This is a genomic window from Reichenbachiella sp., assembly GCF_033344935.1.
Taxonomy (GTDB): Bacteria; Bacteroidota; Bacteroidia; order Cytophagales; family Cyclobacteriaceae; genus Reichenbachiella.
In genome coordinates this window covers 3,707,247-3,721,343 of the sequence record NZ_JAWPMM010000001.1, presented here as the reverse complement: position 1 = coordinate 3,721,343, position 14,097 = coordinate 3,707,247, and the positions used below count along the sequence as shown (strand labels likewise).

At 42.3% G+C, this 14,097-nt stretch carries 10 protein-coding genes; 5 read left to right on the top strand and 5 right to left on the bottom strand.

Going from position 1 to position 14,097, the window contains the following annotated elements; all coding sequences use genetic code 11:
* Positions 1–9: 9 nt before the first annotated feature.
* The 5 genes from R8N23_RS15950 to R8N23_RS15930 form a co-directional block, all read right to left on the bottom strand.
* Positions 10–1,689, bottom strand: a complete 1,680-nt coding sequence (locus R8N23_RS15950; RefSeq protein WP_318172614.1) for a glutamine--tRNA ligase/YqeY domain fusion protein — start codon at positions 1,687–1,689, stop codon at positions 10–12.
* A gap of 101 nt (positions 1,690–1,790) precedes the next feature.
* Complete coding sequence (rpe, locus tag R8N23_RS15945; protein ID WP_318172613.1) at positions 1,791–2,450, bottom strand: ribulose-phosphate 3-epimerase; 660 nt, start codon at positions 2,448–2,450, stop codon at positions 1,791–1,793.
* Between the two features lie 114 nt (positions 2,451–2,564).
* Positions 2,565–3,803 (bottom strand): hypothetical protein, encoded by a 1,239-nt coding sequence (locus R8N23_RS15940; protein ID WP_318172612.1) that lies wholly within the window; start codon positions 3,801–3,803, stop codon positions 2,565–2,567.
* Positions 3,804–3,936: 133 nt separating this feature from the next.
* The gene (locus tag R8N23_RS15935; RefSeq protein ID WP_318172611.1) at positions 3,937–6,339 is read right to left on the bottom strand and encodes an ABC transporter permease; all 2,403 of its coding nucleotides are present in this window, start codon (positions 6,337–6,339) and stop codon (positions 3,937–3,939) included.
* Between the two features lie 124 nt (positions 6,340–6,463).
* Positions 6,464–7,177: a DNA alkylation repair protein gene (locus R8N23_RS15930; protein WP_318172610.1), complete on the bottom strand. Its 714-nt coding sequence runs from the start codon at positions 7,175–7,177 to the stop codon at positions 6,464–6,466.
* A 60-nt stretch (positions 7,178–7,237) separates the two neighbouring features.
* Between R8N23_RS15930 and R8N23_RS15925 the strand changes: the two genes are divergently transcribed.
* The 5 genes from R8N23_RS15925 (at position 7,238) to R8N23_RS15905 (ending at position 13,990) form a co-directional block, all read left to right on the top strand.
* Positions 7,238–7,723, top strand: coding sequence for a YchJ family protein (locus R8N23_RS15925; RefSeq protein WP_318172609.1), 486 nt, complete (start codon positions 7,238–7,240; stop codon positions 7,721–7,723).
* A 78-nt stretch (positions 7,724–7,801) separates the two neighbouring features.
* Positions 7,802–10,123 (top strand): DNA topoisomerase 3, encoded by a 2,322-nt coding sequence (locus R8N23_RS15920; RefSeq protein WP_318172608.1) that lies wholly within the window; start codon positions 7,802–7,804, stop codon positions 10,121–10,123.
* A 555-nt stretch (positions 10,124–10,678) separates the two neighbouring features.
* On the top strand, positions 10,679–11,560 hold the full coding sequence (locus tag R8N23_RS15915) for a UDP-2,3-diacylglucosamine diphosphatase (RefSeq protein ID WP_318172607.1): 882 nt from the start codon (positions 10,679–10,681) through the stop codon (positions 11,558–11,560).
* A gap of 12 nt (positions 11,561–11,572) precedes the next feature.
* Positions 11,573–12,625 carry a glycosyltransferase family protein gene (locus R8N23_RS15910; protein ID WP_318172606.1) on the top strand — a complete coding sequence of 351 codons (1,053 nt, stop codon included), beginning with the start codon at positions 11,573–11,575 and terminating at the stop codon, positions 12,623–12,625.
* A gap of 3 nt (positions 12,626–12,628) precedes the next feature.
* On the top strand, positions 12,629–13,990 hold the full coding sequence (locus R8N23_RS15905) for a GH1 family beta-glucosidase (RefSeq protein ID WP_318172605.1): 1,362 nt from the start codon (positions 12,629–12,631) through the stop codon (positions 13,988–13,990).
* Positions 13,991–14,097 lie beyond the last annotated feature (107 nt).

The following is a 14,097-nucleotide window of genomic DNA, read 5'->3' as shown; positions in this document are numbered from 1 at the left end:
CTACGGCTGTTACTTATTCTGCTTCGCCCAGTTGTCTCGTAAGGTTACTGTTCTGTTGATTCTAGGCTTATTTGAAGATGAGTCTTTATCTATTATGAAGTAGCCCAATCTTTCAAACTGAAACTGCGTACTCGGAGCCATATCACCAACAGACGGCTCTACTTTTGCATTTGACTTAATAGTAAGCGAATTTGGATTCAAATGATTTTTAAAATCATCGTCAATATCATTCAAATTCTCAGTAGCAAACAAACGATCATACAATCTCACTTCAGCTTCGATAGCATGTCCAGCTGATACCCAACCTAGGGTGCCTTTTACCTTTTTACCGGTGGTGTCATGACCACTTTTTGTCTCAGGATCGTATTCTGCATGTACTTCTATTACTTCTCCAGCACCATTTTTCTTAAAGCCAGTACATTTAATGATGTAAGCATATTTTAAACGAACTTCTCGGTCCGGCCCCAATCTGAAAAACTTCTTAGGCGGCTCTTCCATGAAATCGTCTTTCTCAATGTACAATTCTCTACCAAAAGGTATCTCTCTCTTTCCTGCAGATTCATCTTCAGGATTGTTGACTGCAGGCAACATTTCAGTTTCGCCTTCTGGATAGTTGGTAATGATCAACTTGATTGGATCCAATACACCCAATACCCGATTGGCTTTTTTATTTAAGTCTTCACGCACACTATGCTCCAGCAATGCTACGTCACTCACACCATCTCTTTTCGCTACGCCAATTTTCGATGCAAAGTTACGGATCGAAGCGGCGGTATATCCTCTTCTACGAATGGCAGCCAGTGTAGGCATACGGGGATCATCCCAACCTTCCACATGACCATTCTCTACGAGTTCTTTGAGTTTTCTTTTGCTTACTACCGTATAGCTCAAGTTTAGTCTCGCAAACTCTGTTTGTTTAGATGGATAGAGGTCTAGTTCTTTGATAAACCAATCGTAAAGCGGTCTGTGAGAAGCAAACTCTAGAGTACAAAGCGAATGTGTAATCTTTTCAAATGCATCGGACTGTCCATGAGCAAAGTCATAGGTAGGATAGATACACCATTTGTCTCCTGTGCGATGATGAACGGCTTTTTTCACTCGATAGATCACAGGATCTCTCATTTGCATGATCGGAGAGGTCATATCAATCTTGGCCCGTAGTACTCGTTTACCTTCTTCTATTTCTCCATTTTTCATGGCTTCGAATAGCGCCAAGTTTTCGTCGACAGGTCGATCTCTATATTCACTAAGGATGCCTGGTTTGTTCGGTGTCCCTCTTTCTTCGCTTATTTTTTCTGCTGAGTTATCATCGATATAGGCCTTTCCATCTTTGATCAATTGGATGGCATAGTCATACAATTGATCAAAGTAGTCTGATGCATAAAACTCATTGTCCCAATTGAATCCAAGCCATTTGATATCCTCCTTGATCGAATTAATGTATTCGATATCCTCTTTTTCAGGATTGGTATCATCAAATCTCAAATTGCATTGACCATTATATTTCTGAGCGAGTCCAAAATTCAAGCAAATAGATTTGGCATGGCCAATATGCAAGTATCCATTTGGATGAGGAGGGAATCTTGTTAATACTCTCCCGTCGTGTTTTCCTTCTGCCAAATCCTTCTCTATCATCTGTTCGATGAAATTCAAAACTGGACGTTCTATATTTTCTTTCTCGCTACTCATACTTATAAAAATTGAACTGCAATTTTAGTGAATTATTAAATGGGAGGAATTGCGTTTTGTCAGAATAAATTATCCTTTATCACCAATTCCCAAAGGGGACACTAAACTTGCTTCATTTGTTGGATAGTGGCTATAGGATCTTTGGTGTTGAAAATGCCCGAGCCTGATACGACTACCTCAGTGCCGGCATCTATCACAGTTTTTAAATTGTCCAGTTTTACCCCGCCATCGATTTCGATGAAGATATGCTCAAGGTTTCTTTCTTTCAAAATGGATTTGAGTTTGGCAATCTTATCAATGCAAGAAGGAATCAACTTTTGTCCACCGAAACCAGGATTTACAGACATGATCAGAACAAAGTCGACTTCGGGTAGGATTTCGTCGATGCTGCTCAATGGCGTATGAGGATTCAATACTACACCTGCTTTTTTGCCCAATTCTTTAATCAATTGGATGGTTCGGTGAAGATGTGGACAGGTTTCTACGTGCACGCTTATCCAGTCTGCACCAGCTTTCGCGAAATCCGGAATGTATTGATCTGGATTCTCTATCATGAGATGCACATCGATCGGTAGCTTAGTACATTTTCTAATGTCTTTGAGTACCAATGGGCCTATGGTAAGATTGGGTACAAAATGACCGTCCATTACATCATAATGAATCACTTCCGCTCCACCTTTTTCCACCATTTCAATATCGGCACCGAGGCGTGAAAAATCTGCTGAAAGTAGGGAAGGGGCAATTTTGACTGAATTGGGCATGAGGCTTATATTTTTTGTGGCAAATATAAGATGCTCAAATATGAGATGCTTTCCTAGGCAGATTTATTTGTATTTCCCCTCAGTTTTTCTTCAGCATTTGCAGTCAATTCAATTTCAAAAGTTGTCATCAAATTGCCAACTAGCTTCGGTATTGGTCAAAGTGAGGTAGTCTATCTCTCCTTGACCATCAAATTGGTAACTAATACCTACTAAATATCCAGGTTCTTTTTTGAATGGGACCGATAGCAGTTGATGACCAATTGAGATGGTTAACACCTCGTTATGACTGGATATGTTAATCTGCTGCCATTCGGATAATGAAACGCCAAGAGCGGATAGGTCGTTTTCTTTTCCAGATACGAAATTATCCATGGCCATCAGGCTTATTTCACCGACACAACCTGGTATGACCAAAGGAACTAAAAACGCACCTTCAGAAAAATGAAGAACCACCTTGGCATATTTACAAGCTGAAGATTGATTTTCGTTGGCATACTGGATACGAGTTTCAAAATCAAAGTTATTGCCTGAAATGTTTTTTTGAGCCGTGTAATAATGAAAACTGACCGGTTTGTTCGCCTTATCACGTTTTACAGCACCACTCGGTGATAGGGCCAACTTTTCAGTTCTGGCTAAATCGTTTGAATTGAGATAGATCGGTACGGGCTGGGTATTGATTGTGCCTATCCAGCCTTCAGTTTGAATATATACGTCGGATTCCTTGAGTACCACTTCGTCAGCAACAAACTTGGACCTGAAATATCCGGGGTAGTAATAAACGGAAGTTGCGGTGGCCTGATTTCGATCGACTTCAATTCGCCTTCTCTGATCCCAGTTTTGTTGAATGACCAATTGATCAGCTTCAATTTTACTAGCATCAAATGAAAAAACAACTGTATTGGGTAATCCTTTAGAGGTATAAGAAGCTTCAAAGTTCAAATTGGCCGATAATTCTGAAGGGTCGTCAAGATTGTTGGTAATTATAAACCAACTACTGAAGCTTAGCAGAATAATCATTGCTATAATTGAAACTGGCTTTTTGGATTTCTGAAAAGACCACTGAGATTTCTTTGTGGATCGATTTGTTTCTTGCGCTCTTTTGAAAGCAGACCAGCTAGAATAGTCCAAAAATTTAGCCAAAGTATCCAGCGTACTGATGCTAGGTTGATTGTCATACTTTACCTTGCCCCATACGCGTTTGAGTGTGGTATGACTGAGGTTGACGCCGGTTTTATTAAAAATAATCTGACTTAGCTCTTCGAACTCCTGATTTTGCCATTGGTCATGTGGCCCCCAGTTCAGCTTTTCTTCTATTTGTGATTTGCAATTGTTGAGTGTTGATTGAAGGTCCAAGGTTATTGATTTGGTTACATGCCTAACTTAAACTTGAAAAGCGGGTTTTGGGTTTTCTGAATTGTTTGAGCGGTAAAAAGCACCCCGACTCCTCGGGGCGCTTCACTCATTATACCAAACTATGCTATTTTCTTTATTCGTATTTCAATACGGTCGATGGGTTGGCTGAGGCTGCTTTGTAGGACTGCAGACTGATGGTGATGAGAGCAATACCTAAGGTGCAAACTCCCGCTAAGACAAAAATCAATGGATTCATCGAGATGCGAAAAGCAAAATTGTCCAGCCAGCTATCAATAGACAGGTAGGCCAATGGACATGCGATCACAAAGGCTATCGTAATTAGTTTGGTGAAGTCTTTGGAAAGCAGTAAAACCACTTGCGGAACCGTACTGCCCAAAACCTTCCGTACAGCAATTTCTTTCTTGCGTTGTTCGGCGGTAAATGAAGCTAAGGCAAACAAGCCAAGACAAGCTACTACAATGGCCAATCCAGAGAAGAGACTGGCGACTTTGCTCAACTTGTCTTCATCCTTGTAAAGGGTGTTCAATTCGTCTTCCAAGAAGAAATAGTCGAATGGCCAGCCAGGAGCAAACTCGTTCCATTTGCCCTCTACGAAAGCGAGCGTTTCTTTTATATTCTTTGTATTCATTTTGACCGCTACGTACTTCACCAGAAAGTTGAAGTTTCTCGGGTCATTCCGAGGTTGTATGACCAATGGTTCTATATTTCGGTGCTTCGATGCAAAATTGAAATCTTCTACTACCCCAATTACCTTTCCCTGTCGGTTGTTGTATTCACAGCTTTTTCCGATCGCTTCGTCTTCACGCCAATTCATTCTGCGACACATCGCTTGGTTGATCACCACTGCTGCGGTATCATCGGATAGAATATTCTTTTTAAACGCCCTGCCTTGCACAACATTCAGCCCGAATGTCTCAAAGAAATCGTGCATAGGCCAAAAAACTGAGAACAAGGTGGATCGCTCCATGCCTTCAAATCTGAAGTTGTCTCCTTGATGCCTGGCTCCAAGCGCATCTACTACGCCTGTTACATTTTGGATGTCTGTATGTCTGGTAATTTCTTTTTTAAAGGCTTCGTATCGTTGTACCATCGGAGTACGTTGAGCAGAGATATATAGAATTTGTTCTTTATCAAACCCAGTATCACTCTGCCTCAAAAAATCTAGCTGATTTACTGCCACTGAAGTACCAATGATCATGATAATCGATATACTAAATTGTATGATCACTAAGGTCTGACGTAGTCGGCTGCTGCTGCCTTTTTGCGTGCCTTTGAGTCCTTTGGTAATGGAAAATGAACTTAGTATGAATGCCGGATAGATACCTGCACCAATGCCTATAAACATTACCACCCCCAGCAAGCCAAGCAAAATTTTTGGTTGTAGCAGCATGACAAACCCAATTGACTTTTCTGTGAAGGCATTGAAAGAGGGAAGGATCAGCCAGAATAATATCAAGGATACCAATACAGCAATTCCCGTAATTACGATTGACTCGAGTAAGAACTGTGAAATCAGATATCTTTTTTTACTTCCTAAGGTTTTTCGAATGCCTACTTCCTTGGATCGCTTGGCTGATTTTGCAGTCGAAAGATTCATATAATTGAAGCATGCAATAAATAGAATCAAGACCCCGATGATAGAAAATACATATACATTGTTTTCGCTGCTGTTGGGTTGGATTTCAAATTCGAGGTCGGAGGTCAAATGAATATCAGTGAGTGCCTGAAGTTTCAACACCACGTCACCTTGCATAAAATCAGGAAAGAACTTGACAATAAAATCTGGGAAAAGGGATTCCAAGTTACTGGCTGTAGCTCCCTCTTTTAGCACCAGATAGGTCCAGCAGGGGTTCCAGTACCAGGTACGTGGTAGTCTTCCGCCAAATCCCTGACGTACTGAGCCCATGGACCCAATAAAGTCAAATTGGAAATGTGTATTGTGTGGTGTATCGGCCAAAATACCTTTCACGATGAGATCTCTTTCATTTTGAAAGCGAAGAATTTTCCCAATAGGATCTTCATTGCCAAAGTATTTCTTGGCCATCGTTTCCGTAATTAGTAAATCGTTGGGGCCATCCAGTGCTGTGTTTTTGTCTCCTTTGATCAATTCAAAATCGAATACATCAAAAAATGTAGAGTCGGCAAAGAACATCCGCCTTTCGTTGAAAGCCTTATTGGTTTTTTTGTTTTCGACCATTAATGTAGGCGATTGATAGTCGAAAAGTCGAACTTGAGTTTCTACAATCGATGGATATTCTGTCGCTAGAGTGGGTCCAACAGGAAAAGGAAGACTGGATGACCTTTCACCACCACTTTCGTCTTCCATAAATTCATTGATACGATAAATGCGATCAGCTTTACTATGCATGCGATCATAACTCAGTTCATCACTGATGTAAATCATAATCAATAAACTGCAGGTAATTCCCAGAGCCAGTCCTAAAATATTTATGGAACTGTAAAATTTGTCTCTAAGTAGGCTGCGGATGGCAACCAAAAGGTAGTTCTTTAGCATGAGTAGTAATCTTGAGTTTGGTTATAAAGTGAACGAATCAAGAATAAAACTTATGTCTGTTTTACACGAATGGTTGATTGTGAGGGTCGAAAAACAGAAATTAAACCCACAAATACACGGACGGTTATTTAGGTCGGTAAATGGAGCGTGGATAATCCTGAATATTCACTTTTGGTGATTCTAATTCTTTGATGGCGTCTTTAGCGATCCATTGTGCGGATTTAGAATCTAGCGTAAGAATTTCATGGGCAGTAGTCAAAGCCAATTTATTCAAATCTTTATTTCTTTTACCAATAGTCCTAAGCGCCCAGTTCACTGCCTTTTTTACAAAATTTCGTTCGTCTGTTGCCTGGCTTTTGATTATTGGAAGAAATGCTTCGAAGTCTGTGTTAGGTGCATTCTTATGACCAAAGTGATGACCTACCATGAGTACGAAGCCAGCACGTTTTTGAAATTCATTTTTGTGATTAACGTATTCAAAAATTTTGTCGTAAGCATACTGACTTTGCCCCATAAAACTCATGCAATAGGTGTCGCATATTTCCCAAGTATTAAAGCTGGCAATCCATTGTTCAATTAGTTCAGGGGTGATGGACTTAGGGTTGAAAAAAAAAGGGATTAATACCTTGGCTTCATATACATCAGACTCAAAAAGCTCAAAAGCCAGTTCATCACTTTTCTTAACCTGTTTAGCTAAGGCCTTTAGGTCTTTAATGTAAATGCCTAGACTATTCGATGTAGTAATTCCGAATTTTTTCTCTTTGGAAATGACCTTTTCTGGGTCAGCCATTTTTTTCAATTCCGATAGTACATCTTCAGCTGTGATGAGTTTTTTCATTTATTTAAGATACCAAACCTATAAGGTTTCTAAAACCATATCGGTTTAATTTTGCCAAATATGAAACAAGTACCATGCCCTTGCGGATCAGGAAAACCACTCGAAGACTGCTGCATTCCAATCATAAAAAATCAATCAGCTCATACGGCTTTGGCATTGATGAAATCCAGATATACAGCGTACAGTATTGGAGAGGCTCAATACCTCTATGATTCTACGCATCAAAAGCATCGCTCGGAATACAAGATTGAGGGAATCGAACAATGGTCTAAAGAAAACACCTGGACGAAACTGGAAATCATCAGTGAGGAACACGGCAGTGTTTCTGATACTATTGGTGTAGTTGAGTTTAAGGCTTATTTCACTGATGCAAAAGGTAAAAATCACGTCCATCACGAGCGTTCGAATTTTCAAAAAGAAGAGGGTAAATGGTTTTACCTTGATGGAAAAATCAATCCTAAAGAAGTGGACCTTATGAAGAAAGTTCATCGCAACGACCCCTGTCCTTGTGGTAGTGGAAAGAAATATAAAAAGTGTTGCGGATAGACTGGTTCTTAATCTCAATCTGACTTAATTTGAAATTCAATTAGAAAATTTCATTAGCATAACAGCTTAAACCCATCCATGAAAGTCTGTATCGCCGAGAAGCCCAGTGTTGCCAAGGAAATCGCTCAGGTGATAGGCGCCAAGGATCGAAAAGATGGCTACTTCGAAGGCAATGGCTACCAAGTCACCTGGACTTTCGGACACTTCTGCACACTCTATCCCCCAGAAGATTATAAACCACATTGGAAGCGTTGGGATTTGAATACCCTGCCCATGCTGCCCGAAAGATTCGAAACCAAGGTCATGGACGATGGTGGGGTGAAGAAACAGTTCAAGGTGATCAAGGGGCTGCTCGACAAAGCCGATGTAGTGATCAACTGTGGGGATGCCGGGCAAGAAGGGGAGCTCATCCAGCGCTGGGTGATCAAGCAGGCAAAGTACAAAGGCGAAGTACAAAGACTCTGGATTTCTTCACTGACCACAGAGGCAATCAAAACAGGTTTCGATCAGCTCAAACCTGCCGAGGAATTTGACAATCTGTATTACGCGGGTAGTTCAAGAGCCATCGGTGATTGGCTGTTAGGGATGAATGCAACTCGCTTGTACACACTGAAGTATGGCGGATTCAAACAGGTACTGTCCATCGGTCGCGTACAAACTCCGACCTTGGCTATGCTGGTTAATCGCCATTATGAAATTGAGAATTTCAAACCTACACCTTATTGGGAATTACAAACCCTTTATAGAGATTCGAAATTCAGTTCCCCGGAAGGCAAGTTTCAGCAAAAAGAGGAAGGAGAAAAACTGTTGGTTCAGATCTCCGGAAAAGACCTAGTGATCACAGACATTGAAAAGAAAGAAGGCAAGGAATACGCCCCAAAACTTTTTGATTTGACCGCACTGCAGGTGTATTGCAATAATAAGTTCGGGTTCACGGCTGAGGCAACTTTGAAACTGGTACAGACGCTTTATGAGATGAAGGTGGTGACTTATCCACGGGTGGATACCACTTTTCTGCCGAACGACATGTACCCGAAAATTCCTGGCATATTGAAGGGGTTGACACAGTATGCGTCATTTACCGTGTCGATCCTTGGCGGAAAAATCAGGAAGTCGACCAAAGTATTCAATGACAAAAAAGTTACTGATCACCACGCCATTATCCCTACTGGAGAAGAAAAGCCACTTAATGCTGATCAGCGAAAGGTTTATGATATTATAGTAAGAAGATTTCTGGCTGTTTTTTATCCGGATTGTCAGGTGGCCAAAACACAAGTAAGTGCGGAAGTAGAGGAGGTGAAGTTCGTGGCCAAGGGGAAAGAAATCCTAGAAGAAGGCTGGCGAGTATTATTCCCAAAAGAAAAGAAGAAAAAGGACGACGACGATTCAGACGAAGAAAACAAAGAAGACGACGACAACATTCTGCCATCGTTCGAAAAAGGCGAGCGCGGCCCGCACGAACCGTCATTTATAGAGAAGACTACTAAACCACCTAAGTTTTATACCGAAGCGTCGCTGCTACGGGCGATGGAAACGGCCGGCAAACAAGTAGAAGACGATGAACTTAGGGATCTGATGAAAGCCAACGGCATTGGCCGTCCGTCTACTCGTGCCAATATCATCGAAACACTTTTCAAAAGAAAATATACCCAACGACGAAAAAAACAAGTGATACCCACACCCATGGGTATTCAATTGATAGATACCATTCAAAATGAATTGCTCAAGTCCGCCGAACTCACTGGGCAATGGGAGAAGCAGCTCAAAGAGATAGAAGACGGCGCATTCAGTGCGCGTGACTTTATTATCAATATGAAAAAGATGGTAGACGAGCTGGTGTATGAAGTACGCATGGAAACGGGTAAACCCAGACTCGAACCCGTGTCGTTGAGCAAGTCTAAAAAACCAGCAGCCAAGAACAAGGCCGGGCTGGTAGGTATGCCTTGCCCGAAGTGCAACAAAGGTAATATCCTGAAAGGGCAATCGGCCTACGGCTGTAGTGGCTGGAAGGAAGGCTGTGACTTGCGACTGCCTCTAGTCTACATGGAGAAGAAGCTCACCGAAAAACAAGTCCAACGGCTCTTGGAGAAAAAGGCAACCACTAAGATCAAAGGATTCGTTTTGGATGGACAGAAAGTAGAAGGTGTTTTGAAATTGACTGATACTTTCGGTATTGAATTCGAAAACAAATCACCCAAGCCTAAGAAGGCGGAAGCTGATATGCCGCCCTGTCCTAAGTGTGGCAAAGGCACGATCATCCGTGGCCAGACTGCCTATGGCTGCGATCAGTGGAAAGCTGGCTGCGACTTCCGATTTGCTTTCGAAGACATCAAAGCCAGAGCCAATGGACGGCCTTTGTCTAAGGAGTTGGTTTTGGAGATCATCCGCGGAAACCTATAAGGTTTTGAAAACCTTATAGGTTTGTTAATAATTGACGTGGCAATCCCCATCGGCCTTCTACTGCCTACAACCTCACGAATACAATAAATTCACGAGATTGCCACGTTGTGCATTCGATTACCATCGAATCGCCCGCCTCGCAATGACGTCAATTAAATTTCGATCGCTCTTGCCGCCTTATACTGCATTTTATTACACTAGTCCAATAAAATGATGAGATTGCTTCGCTTCGCTCGCAATGACGTTTCAAAGAATGTTGTCTTAACACAAACCCTGTACCTCATAAAATTACCATAATAAAACCCTTCAATACTTAATAAAAGGATAGTCCTCTGACAATCAGGAGTTAATAGTCGTAGGCTTTTTTTGTAAAAAGCAGATGATGATTACGACACAACTAAAACCGGGCCTGTCCTTGTCTAGTCCTAAGTTGTCTTTCAATTGGAAAAGACCAAAGACAAGAGTTTTTAACGCGATGCAGCATTTCGTAGAAGTGCTGACCCTAAACCTCCTTTTAAACTTAATTAGGCCATTGCACTCTCCATTCAAAACCAAATGAAGAGCAGCAAGCCTCGAAAAAGGAAAGTAGATATTCTGGTCTTATCGGATATCCACTTAGGCACCTATGGCTGTCGCGCCAAGGAGCTTCTCAACTACCTGCGCAGCGTCTCCCCCAAGCAGGTCATTCTCAACGGAGACATTATTGATATTTGGCAGTTTAGCAAACGCTATTGGCCCAAGAGCCACATGAAGGTGGTGAGCCACCTATTCAAATGGATGTCGAAAGGAGTGAAAATGCACTACATCACGGGCAATCACGACGAAATGCTTCGAAAGTTCGAAGGGTTCAAAGTCGGATCTTTTCGATTGCAAAACAAGCTGGTGCTAGAGCTAGAAGGCGAGAAGGTATGGGTTTTTCATGGTGATGTGTTCGACGTGACCATGCAGCACTCCCGCTGGCTAACTAAGCTTGGCGCGATAGGCTATGATACTTTGATTTTGATCAATCAGGTGGTCAATGCCATCAGCGAATTTTTTGGAAAAGGAAGAATCTCATTATCCAAAAAAGTAAAAAACAGTGTGAAAGGCGCTGTAAAGTTCATCAACAAGTTTGAAGAAACGGCCACGACTATAGCTGCCGAAAACGGCTACAAATATGTGATGTGTGGGCACATTCATCATCCCGAAATCAAGGACTACGAAACAGAGCACGGCCATGTGACTTATTTGAATTCCGGCGATTGGATCGAGAATCTTTCCTCACTCGAATACAAAAAAGGCGAGTGGTCGATCTATAAATACTCTGATGAAGAATTTGTTTGCCAGACCGATGGGTCAGAAGAGCTACATGAAGTGGACTATCATTCAGATTTTTCACCGAAAGAGCTGTACAGTAAGATGCTTCAAGAAATGCTGATCGTAGCACCAAAAAACTAAACGATTCAGAAAATGAAAATACTATATGCGATACAAGGCACTGGCAATGGCCACTTGAGCCGTGCTAAAGACGTGATACCAGCGCTCATGAAACGGGCGCATGTCGATATCTTGATCAGTGGCGTACAGGCCGATATCGATTTGCCTTTTCCGGTGAAGTATGCCTACAAGGGCATGAGTTTCATCTTTGGCAAAGGCGGAGGCGTAGATATGTTGGCGACTTACAAGGCCAATCGTATAAGACGCGTTTGGAATGAAATCAAAAGTTGTCCGGTCAAAGACTACGATCTGGTGATCAACGATTTCGAACCGATCTCTGCTTGGGCCTGTAGGCTGAAAGGTGTGAAATGTATTGGCGTAAGCCACCAAAGTGCGCTACGCTCAAAAAAGGTCCCTGTACCGAAGCATAGTGACCCGATGGGGTGGGCGGTGCTCAAATTTTACGCACCCTGCGATAGCTACTATAGTTTTCATTTTAGAAAATACGACGACAATATTTTCACGCCGATCATCCGCACCGAAATCCGAGAACAGGAGATGTCTGACGAAGGGCACTATACGGTTTATCTGCCAGCCTATGGCGACAAGAAATTGATCAAAGTGTTGTCTGAGGTAAAACGTGCAGAGTGGCAAGTATTCTCCAAACACACCAAAGAGGCTTACGAAGTTGGCAACGTAAAAATAGAACCCATCCATGCCGAGCGATTTAGCAAAAGCATGGCCTCTGCTACAGGGGTGCTATGTGGAGCAGGTTTTGAAACTCCTGCAGAGGCGTTGTACTTGAATAAAAAATTGTTGGTGATACCAATGAAGCGCCAATACGAGCAGCACTTCAATGCCGAAGGGTTGAAAGACTTGGGCGTGCCGGTGATCAAAAAGCTCAATAAGAAAAATGTAAAGAACATTCGGAAGTGGGTGAAATCTGATCAGCATGTGCCGGTTCACTTTCCGGATGAAACGCAATTTATCGTGGACAAAGTATTGGAAGAGCACATCCAATCGCAACTGGCCCCTGTGATCACAAAACCTGGCCTTTTCTCTTTTTTGAAATTGAAATTATCTTAACGAGTGGGATATTCTAAGTTTGATTTTGGTGAAGACTTTCATTGGGGAGTCTCCACTGCCGCGTACCAAATCGAAGGAGCGCACAATTTACACGGCAAGGGCATGTCTATCTGGGACAAGTTCGTGCAAAACAGTTCTAAAATAAAAGATGGCAGTCATGCCAATGTAGGCTGCAATTTCTATGAGCATTTCGAAAATGACCTGGATTTGATTCAGGAAATGCAAATCCCCAATTATCGATTTTCAATCTCCTGGTCGCGCGTTTTGCCCAATGGCATAGGCGAAGTAAATCAAGCAGGAATTGATTTTTACAATCGACTTATCGATGCTTGTTTGGAGCGGAATATAATCCCTTGGGTCACGCTTTATCATTGGGATTTACCGCAAGTACTAGAAGACCAGGGCGGCTGGACGAATCGTGAGATTTTGAATTGGTTTGAAGAATTTGCTACACTTTGTGCGAGGAGTTTTGGAGACCGAGTCACCCATTGGATGGTGCTCAATGAGCCTATGGTTTTTACCGGAGCAGGCTACTTCTTGGGCTATCATGCGCCCGGGAGAAAGGGGATGAGTAATTTCCTGTCGGCCATGCACCATGCTACGCTTTGTCAAAGTTTGGGCGCACGTATTCTTAGAAATGAACTAGAGGATGCGAAAATAGGTACCACCTTTTCGTGCTCACACATCGACCCGCTGACCGGCGACGAAAAAGATGTGGCGGCAGCGAATCGCTTCGATGCGCTGCTCAATCGCCTGTTTATTGAACCTGCACTTGGGTTGGGGTATCCGCTGGATGACCTACCGATTGCCAAGCGAGTAGAGAAGTACATGCTGCCACATGACGAAAGTTTGATGCATTTCGATTTTGATTTTATAGGTGTGCAGAATTACACCCGTGAGGTGGTAAAGGCCAATTGGATGATCCCATATATGAAAGGTCAGATCGTGAATGCAGACGAGCGAAAAGTACCGTTGACCACGATGAATTGGGAAGTATATCCCCAGTCGATCTACCAAGTGCTAAAGAAATTTGATGCCTATGAGGGCGTGAAGGAATTGGTGATTACAGAAAATGGTGTGGCGTTTCCTGAAAAAGTAATAGAGGGTAGAATCAAAGACCTGGATCGAATCCAATTTGTGCAGTCCTATCTTAACCAAGTACTCAAAGCGCAACGAGAAGGCGTGAATGTAACGGGTTACTTCATCTGGACACTGCTCGACAACTTCGAGTGGGCGGAAGGCTTCACCCAACGCTTTGGCCTCATTCATACTGATTTCGAAACTCAGGAGCGAATTATAAAGGACTCGGGTCGCTGGTACAAGCGATTTCTGCAATCGGCGAAGGTTAGGAATTTGGTTGTTTAAAAATCAAGTTGATTATCTAAAGATTAGTCGAGATACTCAGATCTATGGATTGTAGCTAACCGTTGTATTTATTGTAGCGAGTCATCTTAGCAATTAACGTTATTTAC

Excerpts from the sequence above, each read along its gene's own strand:
- R8N23_RS15950 (WP_318172614.1), bottom strand. The coding sequence starts at position 1,689 with ATGAGTAGCGAGAAAGAAAATATAGAACGTCCAGTTTTGAATTTCATC.
- rpe (WP_318172613.1), bottom strand. The coding sequence starts at position 2,450 with ATGCCCAATTCAGTCAAAATTGCCCCTTCCCTACTTTCAGCAGATTTT.
- R8N23_RS15935 (WP_318172611.1), bottom strand. The coding sequence starts at position 6,339 with ATGCTAAAGAACTACCTTTTGGTTGCCATCCGCAGCCTACTTAGAGAC.
- R8N23_RS15930 (WP_318172610.1), bottom strand. The coding sequence starts at position 7,177 with ATGAAAAAACTCATCACAGCTGAAGATGTACTATCGGAATTGAAAAAA.
- R8N23_RS15925 (WP_318172609.1), top strand. The coding sequence starts at position 7,238 with ATGAAACAAGTACCATGCCCTTGCGGATCAGGAAAACCACTCGAAGAC.
- R8N23_RS15920 (WP_318172608.1), top strand. The coding sequence starts at position 7,802 with ATGAAAGTCTGTATCGCCGAGAAGCCCAGTGTTGCCAAGGAAATCGCT.
- R8N23_RS15915 (WP_318172607.1), top strand. The coding sequence starts at position 10,679 with ATGAAGAGCAGCAAGCCTCGAAAAAGGAAAGTAGATATTCTGGTCTTA.
- R8N23_RS15910 (WP_318172606.1), top strand. The coding sequence starts at position 11,573 with ATGAAAATACTATATGCGATACAAGGCACTGGCAATGGCCACTTGAGC.